Annotated in this window: 12 protein-coding genes; 9 read left to right on the forward strand and 3 right to left on the reverse strand. The window is 50.1% G+C overall.

The window, feature by feature from the left end:
• Positions 1-506: 506 nt before the first annotated feature.
• Both Mal48_RS05835 and Mal48_RS05840 read left to right on the forward strand, forming a co-directional pair.
• Positions 507-1,457, forward strand: a complete 951-nt coding sequence (locus Mal48_RS05835; RefSeq protein WP_145197021.1) for a DUF1559 domain-containing protein — start codon at positions 507-509, stop codon at positions 1,455-1,457.
• 193 nt (positions 1,458-1,650) lie between these two features.
• Positions 1,651-2,064 carry a carboxypeptidase regulatory-like domain-containing protein gene (locus Mal48_RS05840; protein ID WP_145197023.1) on the forward strand — a complete coding sequence of 138 codons (414 nt, stop codon included), beginning with the start codon at positions 1,651-1,653 and terminating at the stop codon, positions 2,062-2,064.
• Between the two features lie 145 nt (positions 2,065-2,209).
• On the opposite strand, the gene Mal48_RS05845 is transcribed toward Mal48_RS05840, so the two are convergent.
• Positions 2,210-3,475, reverse strand: a complete 1,266-nt coding sequence (locus Mal48_RS05845; protein WP_231739925.1) for a hypothetical protein — start codon at positions 3,473-3,475, stop codon at positions 2,210-2,212.
• A 306-nt stretch (positions 3,476-3,781) separates the two neighbouring features.
• On the opposite strand from Mal48_RS05845, the gene Mal48_RS05850 reads away from it, so the two are divergent.
• On the forward strand, positions 3,782-5,692 hold the full coding sequence (locus Mal48_RS05850; protein ID WP_145197025.1) for a multiheme c-type cytochrome: 1,911 nt from the start codon (positions 3,782-3,784) through the stop codon (positions 5,690-5,692).
• Positions 5,693-5,791: 99 nt separating this feature from the next.
• Here the strand turns inward: Mal48_RS05850 and Mal48_RS05855 are convergent, their stop codons facing one another.
• Positions 5,792-6,922 carry a carboxylate-amine ligase gene (locus tag Mal48_RS05855; protein WP_145197027.1) on the reverse strand — a complete coding sequence of 377 codons (1,131 nt, stop codon included), beginning with the start codon at positions 6,920-6,922 and terminating at the stop codon, positions 5,792-5,794.
• A 45-nt stretch (positions 6,923-6,967) separates the two neighbouring features.
• Positions 6,968-8,188: a M20 metallopeptidase family protein gene (locus Mal48_RS05860; RefSeq protein WP_197442094.1), complete on the reverse strand. Its 1,221-nt coding sequence runs from the start codon at positions 8,186-8,188 to the stop codon at positions 6,968-6,970.
• Between the two features lie 316 nt (positions 8,189-8,504).
• Between Mal48_RS05860 and Mal48_RS05865 the strand changes: the two genes are divergently transcribed.
• The 6 genes from Mal48_RS05865 to Mal48_RS05890 all read left to right on the forward strand — a co-directional run bounded on the left by Mal48_RS05865 (position 8,505) and on the right by Mal48_RS05890 (position 15,852).
• Positions 8,505-8,783, forward strand: coding sequence for a hypothetical protein (locus tag Mal48_RS05865; RefSeq protein ID WP_145197031.1), 279 nt, complete (start codon positions 8,505-8,507; stop codon positions 8,781-8,783).
• Between the two features lie 69 nt (positions 8,784-8,852).
• Positions 8,853-9,911, forward strand: a complete 1,059-nt coding sequence (locus Mal48_RS05870; RefSeq protein ID WP_145197033.1) for a leucine-rich repeat domain-containing protein — start codon at positions 8,853-8,855, stop codon at positions 9,909-9,911.
• A 289-nt stretch (positions 9,912-10,200) separates the two neighbouring features.
• Positions 10,201-10,914: a succinate dehydrogenase cytochrome b subunit gene (locus Mal48_RS05875; RefSeq protein WP_145197035.1), complete on the forward strand. Its 714-nt coding sequence runs from the start codon at positions 10,201-10,203 to the stop codon at positions 10,912-10,914.
• 70 nt (positions 10,915-10,984) lie between these two features.
• Positions 10,985-12,904, forward strand: coding sequence for a fumarate reductase/succinate dehydrogenase flavoprotein subunit (locus Mal48_RS05880; protein ID WP_145197037.1), 1,920 nt, complete (start codon positions 10,985-10,987; stop codon positions 12,902-12,904).
• A gap of 58 nt (positions 12,905-12,962) precedes the next feature.
• A complete protein-coding gene (locus Mal48_RS05885) occupies positions 12,963-13,760 on the forward strand; it encodes a succinate dehydrogenase/fumarate reductase iron-sulfur subunit (RefSeq protein ID WP_231739926.1) in 798 nt (265 codons plus the stop codon).
• A gap of 811 nt (positions 13,761-14,571) precedes the next feature.
• Entirely contained in the window at positions 14,572-15,852 is a 1,281-nt protein-coding gene (locus Mal48_RS05890) for an efflux RND transporter periplasmic adaptor subunit (RefSeq protein WP_197442095.1), read from the forward strand.
• Positions 15,853-15,862: the final 10 nt, after the last annotated feature.

Below are 15,862 nucleotides of genomic sequence, written 5' to 3' on the forward strand. Positions count from 1 at the left end.
GATCTCGTCCTGAATTGCGCTGACATCTCGGGGCTTTCATTGATCGCTGATTTCGTACCTCCGGTGTCTAGTCAGGGGTGACGGGCTTGAGTTGCATTTCAATGATTGCAAACTCAACTCTCTACCAGATTTCGTGATGAGTAGTCGTGCTCTGCGATGCGTGGACTCGGTCGAAAACCAGCTTGCTCTTTGCTGGAATCATTCATTGTTGGTGATGTGATTTCGGTCTCTTTGTGAGGGCTTGCTTGCTGCTCGCAACTTGAATTGTTCTTTATTCACGTATTCACTGAATCTTCATATTCGCCTCACGTTCCCTGAACAATGGTGAGCTATTTTGGGGGCTCGCAAGGTCAATTTATTTTTTGCTATCTGACCTCTCCAAAATTATTGAGAACTGATCCTGAAACCTGATTTTGATCGCTTAAACATTGAGTAAAGCGACAATCCCAGAGGTTTTCGGACTGATTCTACGTTGATATGAGAACCCAATTCAGGAAGGTATTGTTATGAAAGTTCGTCGAGGTTTTACGCTTATTGAGTTGTTAGTCGTGATAGCAATTATCGCCATCTTGGTGGCTTTGCTTCTACCGGCAGTTCAGCAGGCTCGAGAGGCTGCCCGGCGTACGAGGTGTAAAAATAATCTAAAGCAGATCGGGTTGGCGTTGCACAACTATCACGATACACACAACAGCCTGCCAGCAGGCAGCATTGTGCTGCTCAACGCCTCCGGGACAACATATTATGGTCATGGATGGACATGGCATGCCAGTATTCTCCCGTTCCTCGATCAGGGTCCACTCTACCAGCAGATCCAGGGGCCGAATGATAGCGGCATAGGAGCTGAGTCAGGATCAACGACCAGCCCTAAGCAACAACTGGCAGGCCAGACCGTGCTTTCTATGTTCTGGTGTCCCTCACAGCCAGATGTGACAACTGGACCACAAAAGGGTGGCTATGCTCCATCGAATTACAACGGGAATATGGGAACTCTGATCGGAAACTCTGGCGATAATTGCTACAGCGGTTCGGTGACCACAGCTGCTGGAATGGCTGCTCGCGGGGGCTGCATGAATGCCGACGGCGTATTCTTCATCAGCAGCAGCGTTCGCTTTCGTGATGTGATTGACGGACTCTCCAATACCATCTTCGTCAGCGAAGTCATCGATTCAGGTGGAGATGCAAATCTGCTGGGTGGCGCGGGAAGCGATCGCAAACATTGTTTTTCTGGCGGTGCAGACTCGAATCCTCCTACAGAGATGACGGAGTACCTCATCGCTGCTGAAAGCAATGATCCGATCAATTCCTACGGAGAAGAGGCAGCTGGCAGCTTCCATGTTGGTGGAGCCCAGTTTTTGCTTGGTGACGGCAGTGTCCGATTCCTGTCCGAAAATCTCGACATGACGACATACCGGTCCATTAGCACTCGAGCCAACGGTGAACTCCCGGGTGAGTTCTAAATCATTCTTGAAAATTCGCCACGAGTTCAGTCTCGTGGAGAAGATTGCTTCATCACATGAAGAGCACTCTTCACCGACTTTTTCTACGGAACGTCAATCAGCTTTGAAGTGATATTTCACCAACTTAGACAACATTGAATTTTTTCGAGTGACTATAGAAATGAAGAATCCGAGACGAATTGGCAATCTGGTAATGGTATTATCAGCATTAACCTTAACAGGCTGTGGTCAGGGTGGTGCAGATGATCAGCCGGACCTGGGCCGGGTGAGTGGGACAGTCTTTTTCGAAGGAGAGGTGCTGCCCGGTGCGTCAATCTCTTTCATCCCCGAGGAAGGTCGCCCAGCGACTGGGAAGACAGATGAGCAGGGGATGTACGAATTGGTCTACATCCGTGACACAAGAGGCTGCAAGGTCGGTCAGAATAAAGTAGTTATCACAACCGTTGGCGAAGGCGAAGATCTTGAGGAACTGGATGGAGACGATCTTGATCAGTCTCAACTTCAACGCGTCGTCGAAAAAGTTCCAGCCAAGTACAATGCAAACTCGGAACTGATCGCAGTGGTCAATCCGGGTGAGAACACACACGACTTCCGCTTAGAGAAATAAGTGAGCCCAACAGGGCTTAGCTTGATTGACGAGCAAGTGGCACAATCTGGAATCGAGCGGACTGCGAGGAGTGAAAGCAAGGACTCTCTTCGTTAAGTCCGCTATTTTTTTGTGAGGGAGCAAACTCAGCGTGTTCGCACGATTCTTAGCGACTATTCTCTGATCGCTCACCTTTTTCGATAAGTCCGATACGGACATCGATCACCCCTTTGTTGTCTGCGAGTTCTCCCCATTTATCTTGACAACGCAGGAACAGTTCCCCGCTGGTGGGGACTGTGAAGGTTTCATTCCCGCCGATTTCAAAGGGTTCACTCAGTTTGTAGTCATCAAAGATGATGCCAATCAATTGCCCGTTTCCGTTCTCGTCCCCCGCTGCCGACAGTAGTGGACCTTCTTTGCTGAGAGTCCATTCTTTTTCGGTCTTTAAAGAATAGGTGTCGCCAGCAAAGACTTTTGCTTTACTCGCTTGCCAGCCGGAGTCGGCTCGAATCTTTGAGAAGGCAGTCGTCCGTTCAGAAAGGAGACGAAATTTCGTTTTCCAGTCCCAGCTGCAAAGATCGCATCGGTATCCGGGCTCCATATCTTTGAGGAAGAGATTGTATTCGAATTCGATTTCCTCAGCCTGTGCCCCATAGACGGAATCGAAACTCACCTTGCGGTCGGCAAGCAGCGCAAGCCCCAAAGGTTTGAATCGGGCTGAGTAATTTTTATTGGCTCCCAACATATGACAGAGAACCCATCGCCAGGCGTAGTTTTGCCATGAGTCACCTGTCTGTTCGAGGGGATTGTTGACGATCGCTCCCAACGATTTCGGCTCTTGCGATTGGAGATAGTTGATCACATTTTCACTCGCGTTGACGCCACGTTCGCCTGCGCGGAAATACTTCCCGACTTCAGCCATTCCCTCGGAATACCAGACCGGTCCTGTGCTCCCAAAGTTGATTCCGCAGTAGGCATGAATGGCTTCATGTTGCGGGGTCTTGTGATCGGAGACCGCGTAGACAATTGCGTTAGAATCGATTTTCGGCCCTCCCACAAAACCTCGTACTTGAGTAATCGTTAGTCCTCCACCAGTACGAACGGACCGAAGTCCATCTGGGGAAAGCTTCGCGATTTGCTCTTGCGGCCAGTTGTCGAAATCATCGAAGACAAACATCCGAATTGGCTTGCGATTCCGCCGACCCCAGTAGTCGGCGACAAGTTTCAGCATCGTCTCCAATTCTTCGAGCAGCTCATCAGCCTCGTCTTTGGAGAGATCTGTCATCAGCTGAAAGTTACGGCTTTGGTAAAGCTGAACCTTTGCGTCCTGAGCAGAAACATGCGCTGGCACGAACAACGGCAGTAACAGGGATGCAAGAATGCCGAACAGGCAAGGCCGTCTCAGGTGCAGCACGATCGATTCTCTCATCATGAAGTTCTCTCAATACTGAACTTGGGAAACAGGAGCAGTTGTTATCTTACTCATCACTGGGATCAATTCAATTGGTTCTTGTGCACCGGGCAGCACGATGCAGCTTGGAGTGAAGTGCTGGGCGTGACAGCTGCTGGCGTCGGTGCATCGTAGTGATCTGACTCGGTTTCTTCGCGACTCAGGGGGCTCTTCGGAACTTGAAAGACTGGGCTAATACATAAAGTTCGCCTCTCAATGACTGGGAAATCCTTTACATCGCAGTGATTTCCGGATAGAAGGTAAACTCAATTCTATTCAGGAATCCTGATGAAAAAAGATGGCTCAGCCAGTACGTTCGACAGAATGAAAATTGTTTCTGTTGTGATGCTTTGTCTCCTGACCGGTTGTGGACCCACCGCGCCAAAAGAGGCCTCGCAGGCCCCGGCTCCAGATTCCACGCAACCTGAATTGACGATCACATCTCCCAAGCCGCGGCCGGCGCCGTCTCAGGGGTATCTCGGCAGTCAGGCGTGTGTCGAGTGTCATACCGAAATCCATGAGCACTACTCGCAGCACCCGATGGGCCAATCTCTGGCGAAGGTGATGGAAGCGACTCCCATCGAAGATTATGAGGGTGAGGATCGGTTCAGTGCAGATTCCGCGCCTGGTTCTGATTTGCGACTCACCTACGAAATTGAAAAAACTGAAGACGAGGTCATCCACCGGGAGATACTGGAAAGAAGAAATGGAGACCAGATTTACTCGCGGGATGTCCCTGTTCAATATGCAATTGGTGCCGGAGTCCGTGGACGATCCTACCTCATCAATCATGATGGCCTGCTGTTTATGTCCCCAGTGACATGGTACTCCCAGTCTGGGGCCTGGGACCTTTCACCTGCTTACCATATCCGGAACATGCAATTTGGTCGGCGAATTGTGGACGACTGCTTGAGTTGCCATGCTGGCCGGGTCGCCACTGCTTCCGGAACGCCAGATTCTTATCAAGCCAATCCGTTCATTGAAGAATCGATCGGTTGTGAGCGGTGTCACGGTCCTGGTGAAGAACATGTCCAGTTCCATCACGGCAAGATTGATCTCCCCAAAGATCCGATCGTGAATCCGATCGACTTGCCTCCCCGAACGCGTGATCACGTTTGCATGCAGTGTCACCTTGGTGGTGAGAGCCGCCTCACTCGATTTGATCGAAGCGATTTTGATTTTCGACCGGGGGATGACCTCGCCGATATTTGGACCATTTTCATCCAGGAGAACGATCATAAAAATGGGGCCGGTGACGTCAAGGAGCATCGCCATGCCTCCAAAGTCGTCAGCCAGGCTGAACAAATGTTTGACAGCCGCTGTTACCAGAAAAGCGATGGAAAGCTTGGCTGTATCTCTTGTCACGATCCGCATACTGTCCCGAGTGCTGAGGAGAAGGTCAGTTTTTATAAATCGAAATGCTTAGAGTGCCACTCCCCGGGAAATGTCGAATGCAGCCGACCCATTTCGGAGCGTCTTCTGGTCTCTTCTGAAGATTCGTGCATTCAGTGCCACATGCCGGTGGCGACGTCGAGTAATATTTCTCATGTTGCACAGTCTGACCATCGAGTGTTGCGCGAGCCTCCGCCGGAGAGAAGCCATCAGCACGAAGCGGATGAAGAGCAGGCAGTCATGGTGGTTGTAGGAGAAAAAGAGAACCTCATTCCCAAAAATGAATTGGATCGTGCAAAAGCGATTATGCAGGTTCGGATTTCAGAGAGTATTGGGAACCCTGACTTGGCTGGGAGGACAATATCGTTTCTGGAGAAGTGGGTTGAGGCTGTCCCGAATGACATCGAAGCTGCACTCACTTTAGGAATCGCCCTTCAACTCCAGCAGGCATATGCTTCGGCGATTCAGACTTGGCAAAAAGCACTCGAGGTGCAGCCTGAAAATGAATTGCTCCTCCGACGTTTGATGTTCGTTCACCTGGAAGCTGGGCAACCAGCGCTGAGCGTTGAATACAGCCAGCGACTGGTGGATGTGATCCCATGGGACGCGGAATACTTCGGCTTCCACGCTCAAATTCTCGCTGAACTCAGAAGATTTGACGAAGCCATCTCAGCTGCAAAACGCTCGCTCGAATTGAATCCCGGCCAACCGCAAATTCATCAACTGCTTGCAAAGCTCTACGCCGTCCAAAACAATTCGGAACAAAGTCGGCTTCACGAAAAACAAGCACAGCAAATGTCGAGATAAAACGTCTTCAATTCATGCCGAGCCGGTGTTTGCTAAGTCGGTGTTTGCTGATTCAGGGAAGCTCATTTGGTCGTCACGATCATCATGGGAGTCAGGCTTTCATTCAATTCGTGATTGCTTCACCATCCATTGGACCAGTGCTTGGGGATCGCTGTTGTCATTGAGTTGATCGAGCTGGCGTTGAGACCAATTCCTTTCGGTGGCGAAGCGTTTCATTTCTTTGAGTTCGTCAACACAGTTGAGTTCTTGCGCGATCTCTTCAAACCTGTCGCAGGTGTCGCTGATGATTTTTCGAGCGGGGACAAGTTCGTGTGTGATGCTATCGACAAGTTCGGCATCGAGTCCGTAGCGGGCGGCACGCCATTTGTTTTGCCGAACCAGCATCGGGTGACAATCGTGTTGATACAGTCCTTCGTCAATGGCATCCGAAAGGTGTTTCACGAGGCAGTGAACATAGGCGACAAGTCCCATTGCATCGTCAAGTTGACCGGGCATGTCACAGATTCGTATTTCGACTGTTCCAAAATTGTGGTGCGGTCGAACGTCCCACCAGATTTCACGAATCGTCTCGATGAATCCGGTGTCGATCAGGTGATTGATTAACCAGGCGTATTCGCTCCAATTTCGCATGAATGGTGGGAGTCCAGCGGTCGGAAGTCCTTCCATGACTTTTGTTCGCCACGAACAAAGTCCAGTGTCGCGGCCCTCCCAGAAGGGGCTGTTGCAACTTGCAGCCAGAAGTTCGGGCAAGTGCTTGAGAATACGGTCGCAGATCATCACCGCTTTGTCACCAGAGTCGACTCCGACATGCACATGCAACCCGAATGTCACCAGCTGTCGAGCCGTATCCTGCAACAGACTGACGATCCGGTTGTAGCGTTCCTTGTTACTGACTTGTTGGTTTTGCCAGGATGAAAAAGGATGCGTTCCGGACCACAGCAGGTCGATGCCGACGGTGTCAGCTGCGGATTGAACAGTTTTTAATTGTGACCGTAACTGTTGATGTGCCTCGCCAACACTTTGGCAGACTTCTGTATTGATCTCGACGTAGCACTCCATCAATTCCGGTTTGGCAGCCTCACGATCATTCTGTGAGAGTGCTTGAATCAGACCGGGGCAGGCTGAGCGGAGGGCGCCTGTTTGTTTGTCGACAAGTGCCAATTCGACTTCAACACCCAGTGAAGGGCCCGGACTTTCGGAGAAGTTGATTTTTTTGGAGGCTTTAGGCATACGCTGTGTCTCTCTTTGATAGGTGTGGCTAAAACGGTAGCGGCATCAATTATTGCGACACCATTGGATGACGCTTCGTGCAAGGATTTTTGCTCCAATGGCGAGGGCGTTTTCGTCGATGTCAAACAACGGTGAGTGCAGCGGCGGGGCAGGGGAGTCACCATTGGCACACCCCAGCCGAAACATCGCTCCTTTTACTTTGCACAAGTAGTTCGCAAAATCTTCTCCCCCCATGCTTGGTTTCGGAATTTCGTTAACGTTTTGCCGCCCCAGAATTGCAGTGGCTGATGCGGTCAGTATTTCAGTCAAGTATGGATCGTTGTAAACGGCCGGGGGGCCACCATGATGCCGCACATGGATACTCGTTCCAGACGCTTCAGCGACTCCTCGAGCCAAACGCTCCAAGTGTGAAATGGTATTTTTACTCACCTCTTCACGAAGCGTTCGCAGAGTCCCTCTAACGAGGACACGATCTGGGATCACATTAGGGTTTTGCCCGGCATTGATTTGTCCGAAGCTGACAACGACCGGTTCTTGCGAGTCGGTACTTCGCGGAACAAAAAGGAAAATGGAACTGATGAGCTGTGCCACCGCTGCAATTGGATCGCATGCTTCATGAGGTCGAGCGGCATGTGCACCGCGACCGAGAACTTCGATTTCAAGCTCGTTGCAATCAGCGGTGAAGTCTCCCGTGCGAATTCCAATCGTGCCGACTTTGCGTGAAGGGTCCATGTGCAAGCTGAAGAGTGCCTGAAGTCCGTCGACGGCTCCTGCCTCGACGAGTTGACGAGCCCCTTCGTTCGTTTCTTCAGCAGGTTGAAACAACACTCGCCACGGGATGGAATCGACAAGCCCGGATTTCTCAACATCTAGCAACGCAAGAATGGCACCGTAGACGGTTGCCGAATGGGCGTCGTGCCCGCAGGCGTGCATCAACCCATCCACCTGGCTGCAATACGAAGTCTGTTTTTGATCTTGAATACGGAGAGCATCGATGTCCGCCCGTAATCCGACCTTCGGCGTTGTGAATGCGGGGCCATCGACGATCAGGCCTCGATTTCCTGGTCCGAATTGCACCTTGACTCCGATCTGCTGAAGCCTGCCCGCAAGATACTGAGTCGTTTCAACTTCCGCTCCGCTCGGTTCGGGATGCTGGTGCAAATACCGCCGGACTTCCCTGATTTCGTCAAAGTGATCATCGACTGAGCGGTCGACGGCTTGTTCCCAGTTGTTGTCTTGCCGGCTATTGTCTTGAATGTCACTCACAAACAATCCTTGGTTATCGAGGGCAGATCACGAGGTTATCTTACCATTTTTGCATCAACTCGTCTTGTTCCGTTGTTCTTGATCTTCCCCTTTTTAGAACTGATCCTGAACTTGAAATTGTTTTCTTGAATGTTGAGGAAAGTGACTATCCCACGATTTTCCGGGCTGATTCTAAACTGGTCCTATAATGTGAAATTGCTCTCTCGAACGTTGAGGAAAGCGGCTATTCCAGAGGTTTTCGGACTGGTTCTAAACTGTTTCCGAAATCGATTTCCGCTACAATCTTTTTTGATCCAGAACAAAACCTGAGGCGACCATGGCGAAAGACTACTCGAATTATCAAAAGAAAGTGATCTCCCGATATTATGACAATCGAGAGCAAATCGATGAACAGCGACTCAGCGAACTGGTGACCAGCTTATACTTGGCGACCGGTGCCAAACAGACTGAAAAGCTTTGGAAGTCTGCAGAAGAAACGATGCTGCGATTAGGGGTTCCGAAACCGCGCGTTGCCCATGTTGTCGAAAAACGAGACGCTGCGATCCTCGCGGAAGTGGTCAAGGATTTACAGTCGGGGGCGATCAAAAAGAAATAACCTTCTTGACGCACCCCTGAACTTCATGACTTCGCACCAACTGTTTCTGTCGCATTGAGGATTCCACCTTTGTCTTTTCGCCCCCTCCTGTTCCTGCCCGTCACGATTTCCGTTCTGTTGATCATGTTGGGTGGCTGTGGCTCATCCAACTCTGACACATCGAACAGCGATCAAAGTCACTTTGAATCCGTAAAGCCGACTGTTGATCCGAACGAAACTGCCGATGAGGAAAAAGCGGAGGCTCCTCTGACCGCAAATGAAATGCGAGAGGCACTCGGTGCGAATGAGAACGCACAGTTTGAAAAGGCAGGACGCAAATTTGTGATGGCCCTGTTGACGAACAGCGGAGCTAAAACGTTAGAGCCGCTTAAAGGTCAGCCTTTGAAAGTGTTGGACATTTCTCAGACTCGAATTACAGACCTGACCCCTTTGGAGGGAATGCTTCTCGAAAACATCGGGATGGCAGAAACTCAGATTCAAGACATATCGAGCCTCAAGGGGATGCCGTTAAAGCATCTTGATGGGACCCGATCTCAAATCGAGGATCTTTCCCCGTTAGAAGGGATGGACCAACTGACGCACGTCTACTTAGAAGGGGCGAAAGTCAAGGATATTTCGCCGCTGAGGTTGTCCCCCTTGAAGGTTGTCTGGCTGAACGGATGCCCGATTGTCGATTTATCTCCCCTGGAAAACATGAAGCTTGAGGAACTGAACCTGTGTGATACTCCGCTGCAAAACCTAGACACTGTCAAAACAATGACTTTGGGGACGCTGTGGATGAGGAATACCGCTGTTCAGGAACTGAATGCGATTGCAAATCACGGACTGACAAGTCTGGATGTGCAGGGGAGTGCTGTGAAAAACTTGAACGCCTTGAAAGAGATGGTATCCCTGAAACGGCTGAACATTGCACAAACGGATGTGACAGATCTCTCGCCACTTTCAGGATTATCTTTGAATCGGCTGATCTTTACGCCTCAGAAAATCGAAAAAGGAATTGAGGCTGTCAGGAATATGACATCGTTACAAGAGATTGATACGTCGTTTGAAGGAGTCTCCCGGCCGCTGTCGCCTTCTGAATTTTGGGAACGCTATGATGCAGGCAAATTTAATGCTGAGACGGAATAATTCTCAAATTAAGAGTCGATTGCGATAAATAATGATTCCCCTATAATTCTCCGAAGTTGCGATAGCAATGAGAGTTACCGTTGATTGAAAACGGCCTCCAAGAGAGTGAAAGACAACAAAGCAGGCAGCGAAGCAGACAACGTCAATTGTCGTGAAAATTGCCCTGCGAAAGTGTCATTAAGTGTCATTGTTCGCGAATGATGTTCACTCAAAAACACAATTGATACGCATATAAAAAACAGCACAGATAAACCCGCACGTATTCCACATTGTCAAGAAGGAGCCGAAATTGAGCTGGCTCACAGGCTTTCTGAAGTCTTCCGTAGGTCGCAAGTTCGTGATGGCCATCACGGGATTGTTCCTTTGCTTCTTTCTGGTTGTGCATCTCTCGGGCAACTTATTGTTGTACGTTGGTGCAGATGCCTATAACCACTATGCGCATCAACTGCACAGCAACGAAGAGCTGCTGATGATTGCCGAAGTTCTACTCTTCGGTGCGTTCGCTCTGCACATTTACATGGCATTCTCTACGACAATCGAGAATATCTCGGCACGGAAGAAATCTTACCGAGTCGTGGAATCGAAGCGTGACGATCGGGCACTTCCGCTCACTTCGGCAGCTGATCAAACGATGATGATCACCGGTCTCATCGGTCTCTTCTTTCTGCTGGTTCACATTTCTGACTTCAAGCTCGAAAATGGTTGGGAAGAGGCTCTTGCTGGTCAATCTCAAGCACAAAAAGCGAGCATCATTGTTTCTGACTTCACCCGAATCATCATTTACGTTCTGGGGTCAGTCGCTTTGGGAATTCATGTTTCCCACGGACTTGGAAGTGCCTGCCAGACAATCGGTTTCAATCATCCAAAATATACACCGACCGTACATTTGATCTCTAAGATTTTTGGAGTCATCGTTGCAGTTGGATTCAGCAGTTTTTCTGTTGTCTCACAATTTTTTCCGGATGTTTTGAATTTTGCAGAGACAGCCAGCAAATCACTTTAGCTGCTCAGCGATTCTGAATTCGTAACAACTACAACTGCCTCACTGAGTCTCACCCGATAGGACATTGACGATGAGTCAAACCGTGTTGAACTCAAACGTTCCCAACGGACCGCTTGCCGAAAAGTGGCAAAACCATAAAAACGAAATGAAGCTTGTTGCTCCGAATAACAAGCGCAAGTACGACATTATCGTGGTCGGAACCGGCTTGGCGGGTGCGTCTGCAGCTGCCTCTCTCGCGGAGATGGGATACAACGTTAAAGCGTTTTGCTACCAGGACTCCCCTCGACGGGCACATAGTATCGCTGCCCAAGGTGGAATTAACGCTGCAAAGAACTACCCCAACGATGGTGATTCTGTCCATCGTCTCTTTTATGACACAATTAAAGGGGGAGATTTCCGGGCTCGGGAAGCGAATGTCTATCGTTTGTCAGAAGTCAGCTCCAACATTATCGACCAATGTGTCGCACAAGGCGTCCCGTTTGCTCGCGAATACGGCGGACTCCTTGCGAATCGAACATTCGGTGGAGCTCAAGTCTCTCGAACGTTCTATTGCCGCGGTCAAACCGGTCAGCAACTCCTCCTGGGAGCCTACAGCGGGCTGATGCGACAGGTCGCTGCCGGAAAAGTGACAATGTTCCCACGTCGAGAAATGCTCGATCTGGTCAACGTAGATGGTGTCGCACGAGGGATCGTTTGCCGAAACCTGCAAACCGGTGAATTCGAAACTCATTCAGCGCACGCAGTTTTGCTTTGCACCGGTGGCTATGGAAACGTCTTCTACCTGTCGACAAATGCCAAAGGCTGTAATGTCACTGCAGCGTGGCGTTGCCACAAACGGGGAGCATTCTTCGCCAATCCTTGTTACACGCAAATTCATCCGACCTGCATCCCCGTTAAAGGGGATTACCAGTCGAAACTCACTCTGATGAGTGAAAGTTTGCGGAATGATGGTCGCGTTTGGGTTCCTAAAAATCCGGATGACAAGCGTGCTCCAGGACAAATCCCTGATGAGGACCGAGATTATTACCTCGAACGACGTTATCCGTCGTTCGGAAACATGGTGCCGCGCGATGTCGCCAGTCGAGCAGCCAAGGAACGCTGCGATGCTGGCTATGGGATCGGAGAAACCGGAATGGCGGTTTACCTCGATTTCAAACGTGCCATTTCTGAGCAAGGCGAAGATGCCATTCGGGCAAAGTATGGCAACTTGTTCCACATGTATCAGAAGATCACAGACGAAAATCCCTATCAATCGCCGATGCGGATTTACCCAGCCGTCCACTACACAATGGGGGGGCTGTGGGTCGACTATAACCTCGAGAGCTCTGTTCCCGGTTTGTTCGTTCTTGGTGAAGCGAACTTCTCTGATCACGGTGCCAACCGTCTCGGAGCAAGTGCGTTGATGCAGGGTTTAGCAGACGGCTATTTTGTCGCCCCATATACAGTTGGGCATCACCTGGCCAGCAGGAACCTTAAGCCTGTTACGACTGCTCATCCAAACTTCGAGAAAACGAAGCAGGAAGCCAAAGGCCGCGTCGAAAAACTTCTCGGTGTGAACGGAAAACGTTCTGTTCAAAGTTTCCACCGCGAACTCGGACAAATCATGTGGGATTATTGCGGAATGGCCCGCAATGCCGATGGCCTGAAAACGGCTGCCGAAAAAATTGTCTCACTGAAGGAGCAATACTGGAAGCAGGTCTTCGTTCCCGGAAGTGGAGCAGACTTCAACCAGCAACTTGAACTCGCTGGGCGAGTTGCCGACTTCATGGAGTTCGGGGAACTCTTTGCGAAAGATGCCTTAGCTCGTGAAGAATCCGCTGGGGGACACTTCCGCGAAGAGCATCAAACCGAAGAAGGTGAAGCCAAACGTGATGATGAAAACTTTGCTCACGTGGCAGCCTGGGAACATCAGGAAGATGGCGACGCTGTTCGACACAAAGAAGAGCTGAAGTTTGAAACCGTGACACCGTCCACACGTAGTTACAAGTAATTCACATTTGTAAGCACATTCGATCCGATCATTTTTTCATTCTGGATTGACGAAGATTATGAGCGATTCCGATCACAACATGACCCTCACTTTGCGTGTCTGGCGACAAGACAACTCTGAAGCGCGCGGGAAGTTTGTTGACTATAAGGTCAATCGCATTTCTCCTCACATGTCGTTTCTCGAGATGCTCGATGTCCTCAATGAGCAGTTGATCGCTCAAGGTGAGGAACCGGTCGCGTTTGACCACGACTGTCGAGAAGGAATCTGTGGTGCATGCGGGGTGATGATTAACGGACAGGCACACGGTCCTGATAAAGAAACGACGACTTGCCAACTGCATATGCGGCGATTCCAGGACGGCCAGAAAGTCGTCGTGGAACCTTGGCGTGCCAATGCCTTTCCTGTTGTGAAAGACTTGGTTGTCGACCGCACTTCGTTTGATCGCATCATGGGAGCAGGCGGTTATGTTTCGGTCAATACTGGGCAAGCACAGGACGGAAATTGCCTTCCGGTTGCCAGGCAGGATCAAGAGAGTTCTCTGGATGCGGCAGTTTGCATCGGATGTGGAGCCTGTGTCGCCTCGTGTAAAAATGCATCGGCAATGCTGTTCACATCAGCGAAAGTTTCACACCTTGCTCAACTCCCCCAAGGTGATCCAGAGCGTCCTCAGCGTGTGCTGGATATGGTCGCGCAAATGGATGCAGAAGGCTTCGGCGGGTGTAGTAATACCTATGAGTGTGAAGCTGCCTGTCCCGCTGGTGTTTCAGTCGAACACATCGCTCGACTGAACCGCGAATACGTCAAAGCCTCCTTCTGCTCTTCCGCACAACCCACAATTCAAGCTAGCGCAGACTAGCCGATACATGCAAAGCAGAGCGGGGCACAGGGGGAGAACGGGGCACAGGGGGGCAGGGCCCAATGGAACGCCCTCAACGGCTGCTAATCAAGGGACTAGAGCATCTTTCGAATTGGTTTGCAGGATCTGCCTCGTGGCGAACGGCATTTTTACTAGAACCAGTCCGAAAACTACTGGAATGGTCGCTTTCCTCAACGTTTGAGAGAGCAATTTCAAGTTTCAGGAGCAGTTCTAGAAAACTGCGTTCTTCACGGGCACATGGTAGCGTAACCTGCTGTAGTAAATCGTCTGGTTGTGCGTCAGCCAATTTCCTTCTGTAACTGATTCTGTTGAACAACTATGCGGTCTTTTCGCAACGATTTGTCCAGGGTCACTCACGCTTGTGCTCGAAATCTCAAAGGATGATTTCTGAAAAATTCTCTGTGCAAGCAACGCCACACTTTCCAAACCTGCTTGAGATACTGGATCGACGCTCTTTTTATCTTGTCGTTTCTGGGATGGTTTTCGTGTCGACCCAGTCCGATTGGCATGCCTCCGCAGGCTGTTTTTCAGGAGGCAGAAAATCAGGCTCAGTATTGAATTTTCCTGAATTTCATTCAATCACTTGAGAAGCCAATAACGGAGGAATGTCTCACAGAAGTCGTTGCAGATATTGTGAATTCAGAAGAGGTAACGTAATCTTTTCTATTTCGTCGACTCAATGACAATCTCATCACCCGATGTGGGACCCAGATAGATGCACATTACACAGATTAGGGACGCTCTCAGATTGGGAGTGTTGCTTCGGAGACTTCATTCCCGGCAACCCAACGTGTTGACCACTTGCTGCCTGTGCGTCCTCTTGTCAGGGTGTGGTGGAGGTCCTCCAGACAACTCTTTCAAGGCTCCTCCTCCGCCTGAAGTCACGATTGCGAAACCTGTCGTACAGACGGTGACACTGTACATCGAAGAAACGGGCGTGACGGAAGCTGTTGAGCGTGCTGATGTTCGTGCGCGTGTGGAAGGATTCCTGGAAGAGATCAATTTTCAACCGGGTGATCTGGTTAAAAAAGATGACCTCCTCTATGTCATTGATCAGCGAGAGTATGTGGCTGCCCGTAACTCAGCAAAAGCCTCCGTTACGTCATCCTCAGCACTCGTTGATGTTGCAAATTCTCAAGTTGGTGTCTCTGAAGTTGAGGTTACCCGTGCTAGCTTAGACTTCAAGCGGTACAAAGAACTCTTCGATAAAGGAGCGTCGACTCAGCAAGAGCTTGACGAATCCAAAGCTGCTCACGACGCAGCGATTGCAACAAAGGAGGCCGCTGACGCAGCTGTCGATTCTGCTAAAGCAGACCTTGCCAAAGCTGAGGCCAATCTGGCTCAGGCTGACCTGGACCTGGAATTTACCAAAGTCGTTGCTCCGATCTCTGGAGTGACAACCAAAACGGCGATCAAAATAGGAAACCTCGTCCAAAACGGTTCCGAACTGGCAACCATCGTTGATAAATCTCGAATCTATGCCAATTTCAATATCAGCGATCGTGAGGCCCTCCGTTTACAACAAGCTCGACGTGACAACGGAGAAGAGTCGAAACCGGGAGAGGTGAAATATCGGAGTGTTCCAGTCTACCTTAAACGTGAAATCGATACCGATTACATTTTTGAAGGGCACCTGGATTATGTGGATCAAGAAGGAGTCGACCGCTCCACTGGAACATTGGCAATCCGAGGGATCTTTGACAATGCTGAGGACCGGATACTCCCGGGGTTGTTCGTCAATGTTCGTGTTCCGGTCGGTCAGTTGGAAAATTCAATACTTATCCCCGAGAGTGCTGTCTTCCGTGATCAACGCGGGACTTATTCACTTGTCGTTAATGACGAAAAGAAGGTCGAGCGAAAACCGATTGTCACAGGCCAATCCTTCGATGGCATGACTCTCATCGAAAAGGGCATTTCAGCAGAGGATAATGTTGTGCTTGAGGGGAGTCAGCGAGCTCGTCCCGGAACGGTTGTAACTCCTAAAGAGACCAAGTTGGCTCCTGTCAAAATGGTAAATAAGAGTAGTGCGGAGCAAGATTCTCCTCAAGAAGCTGATGCGAATAATGAATGATCGTGCCCGT

Origin of the sequence: Thalassoglobus polymorphus, from assembly GCF_007744255.1 — a bacterium.
GTDB classification, from domain to species: Bacteria; Planctomycetota; Planctomycetia; order Planctomycetales; family Planctomycetaceae; genus Thalassoglobus; species Thalassoglobus polymorphus.